We start from the raw sequence: 16,215 nt of genomic DNA on the forward strand, positions 1-16,215 counted from the left end.
CCGGCGCAGCCCCGCCGGCACCGCACCGCGGTCGCGTCCCGTCCCGTCCATGCCGCCCCCGCGCCGTCTATCCCCGCCCGCGGGCGCGTATGGTAAGGCGGGTGGGCGGGAGGTCGTCACAGCTTGGGTCAACCGGACCTGGTGCTTCTAGCGATCCTCGGCCTGGGCGCCCTGGGCCGCAACCCGCTGGTGACCGCGGCCGCAGGGATCCTGCTGCTGCTGCGCCTGCTCGGCCTGGCCTCGCTCCTTCCGGCCCTAGAGCAACACGCCATGTCCCTGGGGCTCGTGCTCCTCATCGTGGCGGTGCTCATCCCCTTCGCCGACGGGCAGGTGACGCTGCAGCAAACGGTCCAGTCCTTCACCCGCGGCGGGCTGGCGGGCTATGCGGGGCTGGTGGCGGGATTCGTGGCCGCCGTGCTGGGCGCCCGGGGCATCGTGCTGCTGGAGCAAAACCCCCACGTGATCATCGGCTTGATCTTCGGGACCCTGGTGGGCGTGGCCTTCTTTCAAGGGATTCCCGTGGGCCCCCTGACGGCGGCAGGGTTTGCCGCCGTCCTGATGGAACTGCTGAGTCTCTTGCGGCGCGGCTTTTAGCGCCGGCGGCGGCTCGGCCGAGGGCCCTGGTGCCGTTCCGGCTTCGGCGGCTTCGGGGGCGGTCCGGGCAGGGCCGGACCCTCCCCGCCCGCTGCGGTAGAGGGCATAGGCCCCGATGGTCACCAGGTACAGGCCGAACAGCCGCCGCAGGAGATCTTCGGGCACCCGTGTCCCCAGCTGGGCCCCCGCCCAGGCTCCCACCGCGCTGCCGGCGGTCACCCGCAAGGCCAGCTGCCAGCGCAAGAACCCCTGGCGCCAGTGGACCCAAGCGGCCACCAGGGCCACGGCGGGAAAGGTGGCCAGCACCACCCCCTGGGCCACGGCCTGGGGAACGCCCAGGAGCAGCACCAGGGCCGGAACCAGCAAGGATCCGCCGCCGATGGACAGGCCGCTGAGGATACCCGTCGCCACCGCCACCAGAGCGGCCCAGGGAAAGGTCACGCCCGCTTCACCTCCCTCCGGCCCCTCTCGCGCTCGCCTGTCGAGGACCGCGCGGAACGTGGCGGTGCGGAGCGGGCGCCCCGCCGCCGGTGCCCGGCGGTGGCCACGGGCGGCCGCAGAAGGCCGCGGTGGGCCGAGGCGGCCCGCCCCGTTCACCACCCGTCAGCCGAGCACCATCATCCGCAGGCCCAGAAGCAGGAGGAACCAGCCGTACAGCCGCCGCAGCCCCCGGGGCTGGAGCCGCTCCATCCACCGCGCGCCCACGGCCGCACCCACCATCCCACCGGCGGCCACCTGCCACGCCAGTTGGACGTCGACCAGCCCCCGCGCCGCGTAGACCGCGGCGCTGATGATGGAGGTGAGCCCCACCACCAGGATGGACGTGCCGTGGGCCCGGTGATCCGGCACCCCGAACCAGTAGACCAGGGCCGGGACCAGCAGCGTTCCACCGCCCACCCCCAGCAGGCCGTTCACCCCGCCGGTCAGGACTCCGGCGATAACGGGCGCCCAGCCTTCCAGGCGGCGCCATGCCGGCCGCCGGGCGCTGTCCTGTTGGTCCACGCAGTTCCCCCTCCCTGCGAGTCCCGCGCCCGTCCCTAGGGTGTCCCCCGCCGCCCGGCCGTTAGCCGCCGGCCCGGGCAGCCCCATCCGCCCTCCCGCCCTTTCCGGCCCTCCCGGAGCGCCCGCCGGGCATGCCCGTGTCGGCTATGGCGTCGCGGCGAGGGGTCTCGGGGGCGGCCGCGGGCCCACCGGGGGCGCGTGGTGGCGCGCTATGGCAAAGTGGAGGCAAAGGGAAGGCGAGGTGGTGAACATGGATCCTGTCCATCCCGTGGGCGGGCGGGCCGGGGCACCCGCGGGAGCTGCGGCCCGCCTGGAGGTCACGGTGCACGGCCGGGTCCAGGGCGTGGGCTACCGGGCCTTCGCCAGGTCCCGCGCCCTGGACCTGGGCTTGCGCGGCTTCGCCCGGAACAACGCCGACGGCACCGTCACCGTGGTGGCGGAGGGAGCACCCGGGGCCCTCCAGCGCCTGGTGGAAGCGCTGCGCCAGGGGCCGCCCGCGGGCCGGGTCGACGGCCTGGAAGTTCACTGGTCCGCTCCCCGGGGCCTGGGACCGGGCTTCGGCATCGGCTGAGGCGCCGGGTTCAACCCACCGCCCCGCGGGCCGGCGCAGGCCCGGAGCCGGCGCAGCGCCTCCCGGAGCCGCCGGCCGGGCACCGCCCGGGTGGTGATCCCGGACCCGCAGGCCCGGGAGCCGGCCCAGCCCCTCCCGAAGCCGTGGGGCCGGGGTCATGCCGGGTGGCGCCGGCCCGGGTCCGGGACGGGGCCGTCCCGGGCGGCGCCGGCCCGGGGCGGGAGCGGCACCGCCTGGGGTCAGGACACCGGGAAAGTGGCCGCCGGACCGGACCGCTTCCCGGGAAGCCTAGGGGCAGGAGGTGATCCTGTGTCCCAGCACGAGCACCGGGACGAACCGGCCGGCACCACGCCCCAGGATGTTCTCCCCGGGCAGGAAGGCCCGGCGCCGGGAGGCCCGGCGGGCACCCGCCGGCAGCCGGGCCAGGGGAGGTCCGGTCCCCCGCAGGGCACCCGCGGCCCTGGGGACGCCCAGGCCAACCCGGCCGCCGGCGACGGGCTCAACCCCCTGACCACCGCGGCGGCCGGCCACTTTGGACCCGCCTGGGTCCACACCGGCGAGGGCGAGGGGGTCGACACCCCCGCACCTTACAATCCGCTGTCGAACAGCGTGGGGTTCCAGCAGTTCGCGACCCACCCGGAGGAGTTCCGGTCGGCGCCCCAAGCGGTGCAGAACGACCCGCCCGGGGCTGGGGTGGTGACACCGTCGCTGACGACCCCGCCTGCTCCGCAGCCGCTCCAAGGCCGCCCCGGCGGCGAAGGAAACGGCCGGGATGCCGCCCGGCGACGGGATGCCGCAGGGGGCCGCAACCGGGCTCGCCAGGGTCCTGACGGCGGGGATTCCCGAGGCGGGGCATGAAAAGAGCATCAGGCCGGCTCCGCGACGGTGGAGCCGGCCCTTGTTCTCCCTTCTCCTGCGTGCGCCCTCCTGCGCCGCTTCCGCCACGAGCGCCGTCTTCGCCACGAGCGGCTTCCGGAACGGCTGCAGCGGATGTTTGGAGGGTTGCGTGAGCCGTTCAGCCCCCGCCGCCCCCACCGCTGCCTCCGCCCATCCCGCCCCCGCCACCGCCGCCGGCGCCGCCTCCACCGCCGGCGCCGCCGCCACCGCCGCCGCCACCGGCACCGCTCAGCATTTGCTGCAGCTGCATGGTGACGGCCTGCCGGATCATCTGCTGGCCCTGGGGGGAGCGGAGGAACTCCTGCACGCCCGTCTGCATCGCCATCTGGCCCTGGGGCGAGCTGGCCACTGTCTTCAACTGCTGGACCAGCTGCTTCTGGCCCTCAGGCGTCAGCAGCACCTGCTGAGCCGCCAGCATCTGGACCTGCTGGGTGATGATCTGCTGAATCTGGGCCTGCATCTCCGGGCTCTGAAGTTCCTGGCGGACGGCATAGCGGACCTCTTCGGGGGACGGCTTGGCCTGGCCCCCGCCACCGCCCCCGCCCCCCATGGCGCAGCCGCCGAGCCACAGCCCGCCGGCAATGAGGAGGGCCGCCGCCGTGGCCCGGCGCCGGGAGGCCGGGAAGCTGCCCGGCGGGGGGATGCGCCGCACCAGGACCTGCCCGTTCCCTGACCCGTTGCCGCTCCCGCGACCGGCCGGCCCGCCCCCTGGCCCGGCGAGCCCACCCCGGCGACTGGCCTGCCGGTCCCATGTCCGTCCCCCGCTGCGCGAAGCCGTCCTTGCCCCTGCCCTCACGGCGGGTTCGTCCCCCCTCACCGCGCTGGCCCGGCCGCCTGGGTCCCACCCCGTGTCCATGGGTTGCCGGTGACCAGACTGAACCGGTTCTAACCTTTCTCCGGCGGGGGAAAGTATGCGCCGTGCGCCGTGGGGAAGATTGCCCCCTCCGGCCTGGCGGGCGGGGAACGCGCGGGAACGGCCTGCTGCAGCCTGCTGCCTGCCCGAGCGCCTGGGCCGGCCGGGGCCGCCGGATCCCTACGTTGCCGGGCCGCCGGCAGCAGCTTGGCGCGGCCACCCACCTGGGCCGCCCCGGGGCGCTCGCCGGCGCCGCGGGGCGCGCCCCGGGGTGGCGGCACGGCCAGCGCCCCAGGGGCCTGGCCCGGCGGACGGGCCGGGTTCGTCCCGCTAGCCGGCTGCCTCGCCCTGCGGACCGGAGGGGGATTCCGCCGCCCGCCGGTCCCGCAGGCGCCGGTAGGCCGGCTCCAGGTAGCGCTCGTAGAGGTCCGGTCGCAGATACCCCGGGAAACCGGCGCGCCGGCGGTATTCCCGCAAGCGCACCAGATCCAGGTCGGCCACCACCACCTCGGCCCGGTTCCAGGTGCGCGCCTGCGCCAGCACCCCATCGCCGGCCGGGGTCAGCGCCAGGGGTGCATAGACGGCCGCCCGCCCCGTCAGCTCGATGCCCAGGATCCGCCCCACGAGGGCAGGGACGACGCCGTAGACGGGCGTCTCCTGGACCCGGGCCCAGGTGCCGCGCCGGGCATGCCACTCGTTGTACGGCTCCGGGTTGGCGATGGGGACGACCACCATTTCCGCGCCCGCCAGGGCCAGCAGGCGGAAGGTCTCGAAATAAGTGGCGTCCATGCACACGGGAATGCCGATCCGGCCGAGCACCGTGTCGTACACGTCGAAGGAATCGCCGGGGCATACGCCCCACTCCGCCTCCATGGGAAGCAGGTGGGCCTTGGCATGGCGCCCGACCAAGCGCCCGTCGGGCCCGTAAAGGAACCCGAAGTTGTAGAGGTTGCGGCCCCGGGGGAGCATGACGCTGCCGCCGTGAACGAAAACGCCATGGGCGCGGGCCAGCGCCGAAAAGGTCGTGTGGTAGATCCGGCCCACCGCCGGGCCCAGGAAGCGGAAGACGTCGGCCACCCCCACGTCTCCCAGGCCGGCCAGGGCGGCCTGGGGTGAGGGGGCCGCGGCCAGCCGCTCGAAGCCGGGAAGCAGGCCAAGGAGCGCCAGCCCCACGTCCTCGGGAAAGGCGACCAGCTGGGCACCCCGGGCCACGGCGTCGCCCAGCGGCCGCGCCACCCAGCGGGCGAAGTCCTCCGGCCGGCGGAAGGTGTCCAGCTCCAGCTGCACCGCCGCCACCCGGACCCGGGCCGGATCCAACCGGTGCAGGTTGGGGCTGCGGCGGATGCCCATGGCCGCCACCGCCCGCCGCAGGGGACCACCCCGCGCCGTCCAGCGCAGGATCAACCGGAAGGCCTGTTGCTGCAGCGCCTGCCAGATGCTGCCGGACATGGTTCACGCTCCCCCGGTCCCGTCACCGCCCGCGGGCTGGGCTCCGCGGCTGGAAGCCGGGCTCCCTCCTTGTTTGGCACCTGGCGGGTTGCCGTCGCCTCCGCTGCCGGGCCCCGTCCCGTGGGGCGCTGGCGCCGCCCTGGGGCGCCGCTTCCTGCGCCGCCGCTTCCTTCCCGCCGGTGCAGCCGCCGGCCCGCCCCCCGGTGCAGCCGCCGGCCCGGCAGCGGTGCGACCCGACGCCGGTGGCCCGCCGTCTCCTTCCCGCCCGTTGCAGGGCGACGGGCCGGGCCCGGGGTCCCTGGTGGAAGCCGGCCCCGCCTTCCCGGGCCGGGCCGCCGGCGGTGGCGCGGCAACGGCGGCCGTTACGCCGGGTTCGCAGGCGGCCGCCGCATCGGCGGGCGGGGCGCCGGTCACGCCCGCGCGCCCGGCATCTCTGCCCTGCCGGAGGAGACCGGCGGCACCCCCCTTGCGGGCCCGCCGGCGCCGCCTGCCCGCCGGTCGCGGGCGGGCCCGCCCGGCATCCCCCGGTCCTGGCTCGCCCGCAGCCGGGACGGAGGCAAGGCCCGGGAGGGCTGGAGGCGGCGCTGCCGGCTTCCCGTCCCCCTTACCCGGCGCAGCCTGTCCCGCATTTGCCACATTTGCCATTCCCCATCCTCCGGCTCCGGCCAGCCGGCGGTAGGCCGGCAGGAGCTGGCGCAGGTAGAGCGCGGGGTGGAGGTAGCGGTCCAGGGGGTACTGTTCCCGCACCGCCGCCAGGGCCGCCGCCTCCAGGGTGGCAGCCGCCGGCTCGCCCCCGTCTTCCCAGGCCAGCCAGCCGCGTCCCGCGGGGGTGATCTCGCAAGGCGCGAAGATGGCCGCCTGGGGCGCCAGGTCGCGCGTGCCCGCCTGCCCCGACGGCGCCGCGTGCACCCAGTACACCTGGGTCTGCTGGACCACCTGCCAGGGACCTGCCACCAGGTCCCACCGGCCGGCGGCATCCAGGGCGTAGCCCGGGTGGACGACCAGCCGCACCCCCTCCAGGCTTGCCCAGCGCCCCACCTCGGGGATCCACCCGTCCCGGCCGACCACCAGCGAGGCCGTCCAGCCGCCGAGGGTGAAGGGTGTCCAGTCGTCGCCGGGTACAAGCCCCAGGGCCGCTTCCTCGGGCGTGGCGTGCAGCTGGGCCTGGCGCGCCAGGAGCCGGCCGTCGGGTCCGAAGCACAGGGCCACGTGCTCAAAACCCTCGCCCTGGGGAACCACCACCGTCCCCGGGCACAGGTAGATCCCCAGGGTCCGGGCGGCCTGGGCCGCCCACTCGGACCAGACCTCCGCCGCGGCGTCACCGAACCGGCGGGCCAGGGCGGCCAGCCGCCCATCCCAGCGGGGCGGCTCCCCCGCCAGGGCGCTTAGGGGCAAAAGCCCGCCCAGGCCGGAAAGGACCACCAGTCCCGCCGGCCGCGGCGTCGAACGGAGCCGCGCTCCCGCGGCGCCGGTGCCCGCCCGCCTGGCGGTGGTTCGGGCCGCACCGGCAGCAGCGGCATCCCGGGAGGTGCGGGAAACGCCGGCGCCGGCCGGCGGGGGCGGGCCCAGGCTGCCCGTGCCGGACGGCGGATCCCCGGTCCCCCCGTCCCTCCGCCGCCCGGCACCGGCGCGGGTCCGGCGGCGTCCCCGGGCTGGGGTTCGCGGCCCTCCGGTTCCTGTGCCCCGGCCGGCGGGGACGTGGAGGCACCGTGGAGCAGGCGCGGCGGGTGGGGCCGCACCGCCCCGGCGGCGGCCAGCTTCCGGTAGCCGGCCAGCAGGGCCGAAAGGAGCCGCTCCCGCGCAGCCTCCAGATGGGGTACCGGTTCGACCCGAATGGGTACGGCCACCACCCGCAATCCCCGCATGGGCCCTCCCCCTTGCAGCGCTCGTCCTTGCATTCCCGTTCCAGGGGAGCTTACGTCATCCCGGGGAAGCCCTGCTGCCGGTAGGCCTCGTACAGCACCAGGGCCACCGTGCTGGCCAGGTTGAGAGAGCGGAGCCCCGGGCGCATGGGCACCCGCAGGACCGGGCCCGGCCGCTCTTCCATGAGGCCGGGCGGCAGGCCCCGCGACTCGCTGCCGAAGACCAGGACGTCTCCCGGTGCAAAATCCATCTGGCTATACCACAGGCTGCCACGGGGGTCCAGATAGCAGAACCGGGCACCGGGCAGGGCAGCCAGCAGATCATCCCAGGTATCGTGGACCTGCCATGCCACGTGAGCCCAGTAGTCCAGACCCGCCCGCTTGAGCAGCCGGTCGCTCAACCGGAACCCCAGGGGCCGCACCAGGTGGAGCCTGGCGCCGGTGACGGCGCAGGTACGGGCCACATTGCCGGTGTTGGGAGCGATCTCGGGCGCCACCAGGACGACGTCGAACATGCGAATCCCGCTACCTCCTGCCGGAACGGCGGCAGGACACCGTGGAAACACGTGCCCTCTTCGCCAGAAAGCAAGCAGGTCCTTGTCGCCGGGCTTGTCGCCGGCCCTGGTGGTCCGGGGTGGTGCCCGGGGCGGGCAGCCCGGGTCGCGAGGGCGGCGCGGCGGCCCTCTTGACCCGGCCACGGGCAAGCCCGGCAGGAAAGGAGGCCCCTTCTGCCGGCCGGGATGGAGGCAGCGGGCACGGACCCGGTACGGGGAGCAGGACCGGCCGGTGCCGGGCCAGCATCCGGTAGAGGGCGGGTCCGGCTCCCAGACGGCCCAGCAGCGCCAGGACCGGCACCGCGGGCCAGAGCAGGGGAAGCCGCAGGGTGACGGCCTGGACGGCGGCAAAGCCCTGGTACCACCGGCCCGAGTCCCGGCCCCGGGCCAGCAGGGCCTGTTCCGCCCGGGCCGCTTGTTGCGGGCTGAGGGGCGGGCACGCTTCCGGCCCCTCCGGCCCCTCGGCCGGCGGAGGAAGCCGCACCGGCGAGCCGGCCGCCGGACGACCTGCCGGTTCCCCGCCGGCGCCCGTGGCGTCCGGGATGGCGCCGTGCGGGCGGAAGGAACACAGGTCAAGGCGGTTCAGCCAGTCGAGCCGCCGGCACCACCGGGCGGCCCGGCGGCACCAGGGGCACCAGCCGTCGTAATAGACGCTGAGGCGCTCCACCGCGCCACCGCTCCTTCCCGCCTGCCGGCGCTGCGGTCCCTGGCCCGTCGCCCCCCTTCCACTAGGGCGGCGGCCAGGGGGATCACCCGCCGCGCCAGCAGGGCCCGGGCTCCGTCCCGGTCCTGCAGGACACCTTCGACCGCCAGGGGCACGGGCGGGTCGGTGAAGATCCACCGCCCGTAACGCTGGTATACCTCCTCGAAGACGGTCACGTCCACCAGCCCGGTCTCGTCTTCCAGGGTCAGGAACACGATCACCCGGCCGCTGCGGGTGGGCGGGCGGTGGGGCCGGACGGGGATCCCCGCCGCCCGCACCGGCACACCCGGCGGCAACCCGCGGAGGGCCGCCGCCGGCCGGTAGCCCCGGGCCTCCAGCACCTCCCGGAGCATGGCCAGCAGGTGCCGGCGGTGGACGTCGATGCCCAGGACCTCCCGCTCCATGGCCCACTTCTCCAGATCGGGGAAGTCGGCCACAACAGGCGGCGACCAGGCCGCCGCCAGTCCTTGGGCCAGGTCGCCACCGCCGGCGGCCTGCCGGGCCGTGGCCAGGGCCTCGTCCAGCCCCCAGAGCAGGGCGCGGCGGTTGGCGTGCAGGCCGTCGAAGGCCCCGGCCCGGATCAGGGCGGCCACCTGCTCCCGGTCGAGGACCGGGCCGGCCGCCGTACCGCCGCGGGCCGCCAGCCGCAGCAGGAAGTCCATGAGATGGCGGAAGGGGCCGCCCCGCTCCCGTTCCGCCACGATGGCGGCGGCGGGTTCGTCCCCCAGGCCCTTGACGGCCCGCAGGCCGATGCGGATGGTGCCGGGGGTGGCGGTGAAGGCCACCTGGCTGGTGTTGATGTCTAATGGAAGGATCTGGATTCCCCGCCGCGCCGCCTCCACGCCCAGGGTGTTGGGCGGGTAGTATCCCATGGGCTGGAGGCTGAGCAGGGCCGCATACCACTCCGCCGGGTAGTGGGCCAGCAGGTAGGCGGTCTTGTAGGCCGTGACGCCGAAGGCAGCGGCGTGGGCCTCGCAGAAGCCGTAGCTGGCATAACCCTGGATCATGCGGAAGATGGCCTGGGCCACCTCCTCGCCGACGCCCTGCTGCCGGGCCCGGCGCAGGAAGTGCCGGCCGATGTCCTCCATCTCCTCCGGGGAGCGGGCGTGGGTCATGACCCGGCGCAGGCGGTCGGCCTCACCCGGGGTGAAACCGGCGATGGCGGTGGCGATCTCGATCACCTGCTCCTGGAAGAGCACCACGCCCCAGGTCTTGCGCAGGATGGGCTCCAGCTTGGGATGCAGGTAGGTGACGGGCTCCTGCCCCCGGCGCCGGGCCAGGAAGGGCTCCACCATGTCCCCCTTGATGGGGCCGGGCCGGATGATGGCTACGCTGGCCACCACGTCCTCCAGGTTCTCGGGCCGGAGCCGCGGCTGCAGCGCCCGCTGGGCCGGGGACTCCAGCTGGAAGGCCCCCACGGTCTCCCCCGTCCCCAGCAGCCGGTAGGTGGCCCGGTCGTCCAGGGGGATGTGGTCGTAGTCGAAGGAGGGGTTGCGCCGGCGGATGACCCGCACCGCCTCCTCCACCGCGCCCAGGGTGCGCAGGGATAGGAGATCCAGCTTGACCAGGCCCAGCTCTTCGACGCCCCGCTTGTCGAACTGGAGGATCCGGCGTCCCTTGGCCGATCGCTGCAGCGGGGAGAGGTCCGAAAGCGGCCGGCGGCTGATCACCAGGCCGCCCAGATGGGTCCCCATGTGCCGGGGCAGCCCCGCGGCCGCTTCGCACAGGGCCACCAGCCGCTTCAACCGCTCCCGGGGCAGGTCAAGGTCGCGCAGCTCCGGTACCTCCGCCAGGGCCCGCCCCAGCTGCCGGGACAGGTAGTACGGCACGCGCTTGGCGATGCGGTCGATCACCGCCTCCGGAAAACCCAGCACCTTGCCGAAGTCCCGCAGGGCGCCGCGGGCATGGTAGGTCTGGTAGGTGCAGACGGTGGCCACGTGCTCGGGGCCGTAGCGCTGCTCGACGTAATCCGCCACCTGGTCGCGGTAGCGGGCGTCGAAGTCGATGTCGATGTCCGGCTGTTCCGCCCGCTCCAGGCTGAGGAAGCGTTCAAAGAGCAGGCCGCGCTCGATGGCGTCCACGTCGGTGATGCCCAGGCAGTAGGCCACCGCCGAGTCGGCCGCCGAGCCGCGACCGGCACAGCGGATGCCCTGCTGGCGCGCATAGCGGGCCACATCCCAGACCAGCAGGAAGTAGTCCGCCAGTTGCAGCTTCTCGATGATGGAAAGCTCGTGCTCCAGCCGCTGCCGGATGCGGGGAGTGATGCGGCCGTAGCGCCAGAGGGCGCCCCGCTCCACCTGCTCCCGCAGGTAGGCTTCGGCCCGGACTCCCGGCGGCAGGGGGAAAGCCGGGCGGGGCACGCCCCCCTCGGGCAGCGCAGGGGCGCAGCGCTCGGCGATGGCCAGCGTGGCCTCAAGCGCCTGAGGGTAACCGGCGAACATCCGGGCCATGGCCCGGGGGGACTTGAGGTCGTTGTCGGCGTTCAGGTGCCGCTGGGGATGGGGTTCGTCCACCGGGATCCCCAGGCGGACGCAGGCCAGCAGGTCGTGGACGGCGAAGCGGTCGCGGGTGGCGTAGTGGACGTCGTTGGTCGCCACCAGCCCGACCCCCAGGTGCTCCGCCAGATCGGCCAGGGCCCGGTTGAGGGCGCGGTTGCCGGGAAGCCAGCCGCCCTGCAGCTCAAGGAAGAAGTTCTCCCGGCCAAAGGCGTCCCGCAGCTGCCGGGCCCGCTCCAGCGCCGTGGCCCGGTCGCCCCGCAGCAGCGCCTGCAGCACCGGTCCCTGGCGGCAGCCGGACAGGGCGATCAGCCCGTGGCCGGCCAGCGGCTCGCCGCCGGGCGCCACCTCCTCCAGCAGCACCGTCCAGGGAAGGGCCGGACTGCCCCGGGGGCGGTCCAGGTGGGCCCGGGTCAGGAGCCGGCAGAGGCGGGCATAGCCCTGGGGACCGGTGGCCAGGAGGACCAGATGGGCCGTCACCGGCTCCGGCCTGCCCTCCGCGGCCGGCCGGGGGGCGGCGTCCCCAGGACCACCCGGACCGCCGCCTCCGGGCTTGCCACCGGTCCCGAGCCCGCCACCGGCGGGCCTGGCGCCGCCGGGCCCGGCGCCGGCGGCCGGCCTGGGACGGGCGGGCCTGACGCCGGCCGGCCCGGCCGGTTCGTCCAGGAGGAGGGTGACCTCGGCCCCCTGGATGGGCTTGATCCCCGCGGCCCGGGCCGCCCGGTCGAACTCCACGGCGCCCGCCACGTTGTCGTGATCCGTCAGGGCCAGGGCGGGCATGCCCAGCGCTGCGGCCCGTTCCACCAGCGCCTGCACCGGGCTTGCCCCGTCAAGAAAGGAATAGGCGGAATGGCAATGCAGGTGGACGAACATGCCACGGCCCCCCTCTACCCTGGTCAGGCCTGCCCTGCCACGACCTCCGGCAAGACAAGCGGGACCGGCCGGAGGCCCAACCCGGCCTGCGAGCCGGTGCACCGGGCCGCTCGCTGCCGGGCCGCTCGCTGCACGGCGACCGGCCAGGCCGGCTGCCGGCGGCACCCGGCGGTGTCAGTCATAGACCTTGTAGAGCACCCACCGGGAGCTTCCCGCCACCCGCTCCAGCTCGAAGACCCCGCCCCCTTCCACCAGGACCCGCACCACCCGCCGCTCCTCTTCCCCGTCCCACCAGGCCCCTGCTTCCCGCCACTCGTCGAGGATGCCGGTCACCCGGTGCCAGCGGCGCCAGAAGAACCGGCTGGGCCGCCCGCTGGCGTCGACCTCCACCGGCACCGGCTTGCCGATCAGGGCCATGCTCCCGTGCCTCCGCGACCGCTGCCTCAAGGGACCGCCGCCCCAAGGCCAGGCGCTCCTGGGCCGGATCCGGGCGGTGGGCAGGACGTTCGGACCGCTTCACCTGCCCGGCTGGCCGGGTGCCCCGCGCCAGGGATCCCAGTAGGCCAGCTGGCGTTCCCGCCGGGTGGCGGGCCGCTCCCGGCCCCAGAAGATCCGCCCCGGATAGCGGCGGACCAGCTCATCCAGGAGAACCGGCAGCTCCGGGCCGGCGACCTCTTGCCCGGCCGGGAACGGGGCACGGCCCGCCCGCTGGCGGCCGGTGCCGGGCCGTTCACCACCGGGGACGGCTCGCCGGCCGCCGGGGCCGGCACCGGGGTCAAAGGCTGCCGGCAGGGCCAGTTGCCGGGCCGCCGGCTCCAGGGCCGTCACCGTCAGGTCCAGCCGGGCCGGGGCCGGTTCGGCCGGTACGAGGCGGTGATACAGGGCCAGGGCGGCGCGGGCCAGGACGTCCTGCCCGGCGGCGGCCACGGGCAGGTAGCGCCCCACCCGGGACCGTTCCCCCTGCAGGATCACCAGGCGGCCCGCCTGCCCGGCAGCGGCCAGCCGGGCGGCCACCTCCCGGGCCAGGCGGGGCAGCTGGGCCGGCCACCAGCCGGCGCGGAGCTCCTCCCCCAGTTCGGGAGGCGCGGTCAGGGTGGCGGTGACCCCCGGCGGCGGGTAGCCCGGCTTGAGAGGGCGGCGGTCGTCCCCCCGGCACCACGCCTGCAGGAGGGGAGCCTGGTCGCCCACCGCCCGGGCCACCACCTGCCGCGGCGCCGCGGCCACATCCCCCAAGGTGTACAGGCCCAGGCGCTGCAGCTGGCGGCGAGCCGCCGGCGGCACCTCTTCCTGCAGGGCGGCCACGGGCAGGGGGGCTAGAAAGCCCGCTTCCTGGCCGGGCGGAACGCAGCAGCTGACCACCGCCAGCCCCGCTGCGCCACAGGCTTCCCGGGGCGGCCGGGCACGGGACGGGTGCCCGCCCGCCGCCCCGCCCCGTCCCGCCGGGAAGCCGGCTTGCGGGCCCGGCTGCGCCGCTGCATCCCTGCCCATCGCCTCCGCATCCCGCCACGCCCCTCTCCCGGGCCACGGCCGGCTGCCATCCCGGAACCGGGGAACCCTGGCCGCCCCTTTTGCAGGGCCGGCCGGGGGCCGGGTGACCGGTGAGGGGCCGGTGCGGGACGATGCGGGACCGGAACCGCAAGCTTGCCGGCCGGTGGCCCCTGCGCCGCCGCCGGTCGGGGACCGCGCCGCCACCCGGGCGGCCATCCGCGCCACCAGCCGGCCGTGGCCGAGGCCCAGCACCAGGCGGTGGCCGTAGCGCCCCAGGCCTGCCGCCTGCAAGATGGCCACCACGCCGTCCACCGTTTGCCGGGGATCCAGCTCGCAAAAGGCCGCCAGCTGGTCAACCACCGGCTCCACCCGGGGCGAGAGGGACAGCAGCGCCTCATAGAAGGGTTCCAGGGCCGCCATGGGGTCGATGGCATCCCGCGGCACCACCTCCAGGCTGCCGAGGAGCCGCCGGGCGCTCTGGACCCGGATGCCAGGGCGCAGGCCCGCCGCCCTGGCCGGCAGCGACACGTCGGCCACGACCGGGCCGTCGGCCACCACCGCCGGCCGGTCCTGCACGCCGGCCGCCACCGCCCACGCCCCCTCGAGGCGGGCATAAGCCATCCACGGGATCGATACCGAACGTGTGTTCCCCATGGTGAGGCCATTGTAGGAGGGGACGACACCGGCCGTCAAGAGGAACGACTGCCCTGAAGAGAAAATTTCTGGAGCATCCTCCGGCAACCGGCAGCGGGGACAAGCGCCCCCGGGGGAAGCCGGCCTCCAGAAAGGCGGAGGCCGGGAGATCCCGGCCTCCGCGCCTCGCCTGGCGGAACCGCCCGCCACCGCGGTCCGGCACTATCCCAGAAGGTCGTGGCGGCGGATCAGTCCCACCCGCAGGGCGAACAGCACCGCCTGGGTCCGGTCGCGCACCCCCAGCTTCTGCATGATGTGGCTCAGGTGGTTCCGCACCGTCTTGGGGCTGATGAAGAGCTCGCGAGCCACCTGGGCGGTGGTCTTGCCGCGGGCGATGCGGCTCAGCACCTCCAGCTCCCGCTGGCTCAAAAGCCGCGCCCGCTCCACTTCTTCGGGGGCGGGAACATAACGGTAGAGGGGCGAGTCGCTGGCCAGCTCGGACATGATCTCGGCATCGATCACGAAGATCCCGGCCGTGCAGGCGCGAATGGCCTCGGACAGGCCGGCCGCTTCCCGGTTGGCCAGCAGGTAGCCGCCCAGACCGGCCTGCACCAGCCCCAGCAGCGCGTGGGGGTCGGCCCGGTCCGTGATGCCCACCACCACGGGCGAACCGGGCATGCGCCCGATCCGCCCCACCAGCTCCCGCGCGTCGCCGGCGGCCAGGCTCAAATCCAGCAGCACCACATCGGGGACCAGCTCGCGCACCCGGTCGAGCAGCGGCTCAGGTCCGGCGGCGTGCCCCACCACCTGCAGCCCGGGGGCGCCCTCCAGGATGCGCTGCAGGCCTTCCCGGACCAGCGGCCGGCCCGTTGCAACGAGGATCTTCAACATCGGCCTCTCCCCTGCATTGCCCGGGCAGGTTGCAGGGCCACCCGGGTGATGTCATCCCATCCTACGAAAGTCGGCCGCAGGGGGGACCGGCGGCAGGCGCCCAAGTAGCGAAAGCCGTCACGGGGAGCAACGGCCGGGATCCCCGGCCTGGCGGAACCGGCCGGGCCGCAGAGGGTGGATGCGGGTGGACGCCCGGGGCCCCAGGCCCGTGGCGAGCACCCCGGATGCCCTGGCGGCCCGAGTCCCTGGCAGGCGGTGGGCAGCGGTCACTCGCCGCCGCCCGGGGACGCGATATCCGCCGGCCGGCCGGCCTCCAGGTCGTACACCACGGGAAGGCGGGACCCGTCTTCGGCCTCCACCATCAGGGTCGCCCGCCGTCCGGCGGCGCCGGCCTGCCACCCCAGGCCGCGGGCGTGGTAGAGCACGTCCAGCACCAGCACGTCCCGGCCGGGCTCCTCGGCCGGGTCGTCCAGGGACCAGCGCCAGAGGGCCACCAGGGGACGGGGTCCCCGGGTCACCAGCAGGACGCCCCGCTCCCCGGCCAGGGCCAGCGGGCCGAAGCCCTCGCGGGAGACCTCGACCTCCACCCCCGGCGGGCCCCCCGGGGGAGCCGCCCGCGAGGGCAGGTCGGCCAGGCCCAGCCCCGGCTGCCAGGCGCCGCCGTCCCGGCGCCAGACCAGGCGATCTCCCGCGACCGCCACCTCCAGCACCACCCGGGCCGGCGCCCCGACCAGGCGCGGTCCTTCCAGCAGCCGGCGCCAGAAGAAGTCCTGCACCAGGCGGGCCGCGTACCCTTCCGCGCCGCCGTCCGCCGGGCCGGCCACGTCGACCGCCGCCGCCACGTGGACGCGGCCCAGGGCATCGGGACGGGCCGCCCCCAGGGTATAGTGGGTGACCGGCACCTGGAGAAACCCGGCGGTCCCTTCCCCGGCGGAGGAACCCGCCGGCGGCAGGCCCTCCGGCTCCGCGGCCGGGGCCGGTACGCCGCCCTCCAGGCCTGCGGAGAGCCCGGCCAGCCAGGCACCCCCCGGCCCCGCGGCCGCCGGGGCCACCCAGGCCCCGGCGGCCGCGGCTTCGCCCGCCCGCCAGGCCTCCAGCAGCGCCCCGGTGGCCGCCACGGCCTCCGCCGTGGCGGCCACCGGGGGTGCCTGCCGCTGCATGCCCACCCAGGCCAGCGCCAGCCCCCCGGCCAGCACGGCCCAGGCCAGCGCGCGGGGCACCGGCCCCCGCCGGTGCCCCGCGCGCCCTCCGGTCTTGCCCATTCCCGTCGCCTGCCTTCCCGCCCGGGCGCCTGCCGTGACCCGCGCCGGCTGGTCCTGCGAACATCACCACGGAGCAAACCCCGGCTGC

The 16,215-nt window shown here is 75.6% G+C and carries 15 protein-coding genes and 1 pseudogene; 3 read left to right on the forward strand and 13 right to left on the reverse strand.

Annotated elements, in window-relative coordinates; translation table 11 throughout:
- Positions 1-123 precede the first annotated feature (123 nt).
- A complete protein-coding gene (locus THESUDRAFT_RS06700; protein ID WP_006903997.1) occupies positions 124-594 on the forward strand; it encodes a DUF441 domain-containing protein in 471 nt (156 codons plus the stop codon).
- A 117-nt stretch (positions 595-711) separates the two neighbouring features.
- Here THESUDRAFT_RS06700 and THESUDRAFT_RS15270 read toward each other — a convergent pair.
- A pseudogene (locus tag THESUDRAFT_RS15270) lies at positions 712-1,194 on the reverse strand (sulfite exporter TauE/SafE family protein); the annotation flags it as partial.
- Between the two features lie 3 nt (positions 1,195-1,197).
- On the reverse strand, positions 1,198-1,596 hold the full coding sequence (locus THESUDRAFT_RS06705) for a sulfite exporter TauE/SafE family protein (RefSeq protein ID WP_242823264.1): 399 nt from the start codon (positions 1,594-1,596) through the stop codon (positions 1,198-1,200).
- A 250-nt stretch (positions 1,597-1,846) separates the two neighbouring features.
- Between THESUDRAFT_RS06705 and THESUDRAFT_RS06710 the strand changes: the two genes are divergently transcribed.
- Both THESUDRAFT_RS06710 and THESUDRAFT_RS14995 read left to right on the forward strand, forming a co-directional pair.
- Positions 1,847-2,167 carry an acylphosphatase gene (locus THESUDRAFT_RS06710; RefSeq protein ID WP_006903999.1) on the forward strand — a complete coding sequence of 107 codons (321 nt, stop codon included), beginning with the start codon at positions 1,847-1,849 and terminating at the stop codon, positions 2,165-2,167.
- Between the two features lie 309 nt (positions 2,168-2,476).
- On the forward strand, positions 2,477-3,025 hold the full coding sequence (locus THESUDRAFT_RS14995) for a hypothetical protein (RefSeq protein ID WP_006904000.1): 549 nt from the start codon (positions 2,477-2,479) through the stop codon (positions 3,023-3,025).
- A 157-nt stretch (positions 3,026-3,182) separates the two neighbouring features.
- On the opposite strand, the gene THESUDRAFT_RS13905 is transcribed toward THESUDRAFT_RS14995, so the two are convergent.
- The 11 genes from THESUDRAFT_RS13905 to THESUDRAFT_RS15005 all read right to left on the reverse strand — a co-directional run bounded on the left by THESUDRAFT_RS13905 (position 3,183) and on the right by THESUDRAFT_RS15005 (position 16,127).
- Entirely contained in the window at positions 3,183-3,716 is a 534-nt protein-coding gene (locus THESUDRAFT_RS13905) for a hypothetical protein (RefSeq protein ID WP_006904001.1), read from the reverse strand.
- Positions 3,717-4,247: 531 nt separating this feature from the next.
- Complete coding sequence (locus tag THESUDRAFT_RS06725) at positions 4,248-5,366, reverse strand: nitrilase-related carbon-nitrogen hydrolase (RefSeq protein ID WP_006904003.1); 1,119 nt, start codon at positions 5,364-5,366, stop codon at positions 4,248-4,250.
- A 3-nt stretch (positions 5,367-5,369) separates the two neighbouring features.
- Positions 5,370-6,788, reverse strand: a complete 1,419-nt coding sequence (locus tag THESUDRAFT_RS06730) for a carbon-nitrogen hydrolase family protein (RefSeq protein ID WP_006904004.1) — start codon at positions 6,786-6,788, stop codon at positions 5,370-5,372.
- Positions 6,752-7,231 carry a hypothetical protein gene (locus THESUDRAFT_RS15000; RefSeq protein WP_006904005.1) on the reverse strand — a complete coding sequence of 160 codons (480 nt, stop codon included), beginning with the start codon at positions 7,229-7,231 and terminating at the stop codon, positions 6,752-6,754. Before THESUDRAFT_RS15000 ends, THESUDRAFT_RS06730 begins: the two co-directional genes overlap by 37 nt.
- Positions 7,232-7,281: 50 nt before the next feature.
- Positions 7,282-7,743: a tRNA (cytidine(34)-2'-O)-methyltransferase gene (locus THESUDRAFT_RS06740; protein ID WP_006904006.1), complete on the reverse strand. Its 462-nt coding sequence runs from the start codon at positions 7,741-7,743 to the stop codon at positions 7,282-7,284.
- A gap of 10 nt (positions 7,744-7,753) precedes the next feature.
- Positions 7,754-8,449 (reverse strand): thiol-disulfide oxidoreductase DCC family protein, encoded by a 696-nt coding sequence (locus THESUDRAFT_RS12285; RefSeq protein WP_051009255.1) that lies wholly within the window; start codon positions 8,447-8,449, stop codon positions 7,754-7,756.
- Positions 8,365-11,853, reverse strand: coding sequence for a DNA polymerase III subunit alpha (locus tag THESUDRAFT_RS06750; RefSeq protein WP_006904007.1), 3,489 nt, complete (start codon positions 11,851-11,853; stop codon positions 8,365-8,367). Before THESUDRAFT_RS06750 ends, THESUDRAFT_RS12285 begins: the two co-directional genes overlap by 85 nt.
- A gap of 174 nt (positions 11,854-12,027) precedes the next feature.
- Entirely contained in the window at positions 12,028-12,270 is a 243-nt protein-coding gene (locus THESUDRAFT_RS06755; RefSeq protein WP_006904008.1) for a DUF6504 family protein, read from the reverse strand.
- A 99-nt stretch (positions 12,271-12,369) separates the two neighbouring features.
- Entirely contained in the window at positions 12,370-13,929 is a 1,560-nt protein-coding gene (locus tag THESUDRAFT_RS14450) for a Y-family DNA polymerase (RefSeq protein ID WP_006904009.1), read from the reverse strand.
- 267 nt (positions 13,930-14,196) lie between these two features.
- Positions 14,197-14,865 carry a response regulator transcription factor gene (locus THESUDRAFT_RS06765; protein ID WP_006904011.1) on the reverse strand — a complete coding sequence of 223 codons (669 nt, stop codon included), beginning with the start codon at positions 14,863-14,865 and terminating at the stop codon, positions 14,197-14,199.
- Between the two features lie 266 nt (positions 14,866-15,131).
- Positions 15,132-16,127: a hypothetical protein gene (locus THESUDRAFT_RS15005; protein WP_006904012.1), complete on the reverse strand. Its 996-nt coding sequence runs from the start codon at positions 16,125-16,127 to the stop codon at positions 15,132-15,134.
- Positions 16,128-16,215: the final 88 nt, after the last annotated feature.

Origin of the sequence: Thermaerobacter subterraneus DSM 13965 (assembly GCF_000183545.2) — a bacterium.
Lineage (GTDB): Bacteria > Bacillota > Sulfobacillia > Thermaerobacterales > Thermaerobacteraceae > Thermaerobacter > Thermaerobacter subterraneus.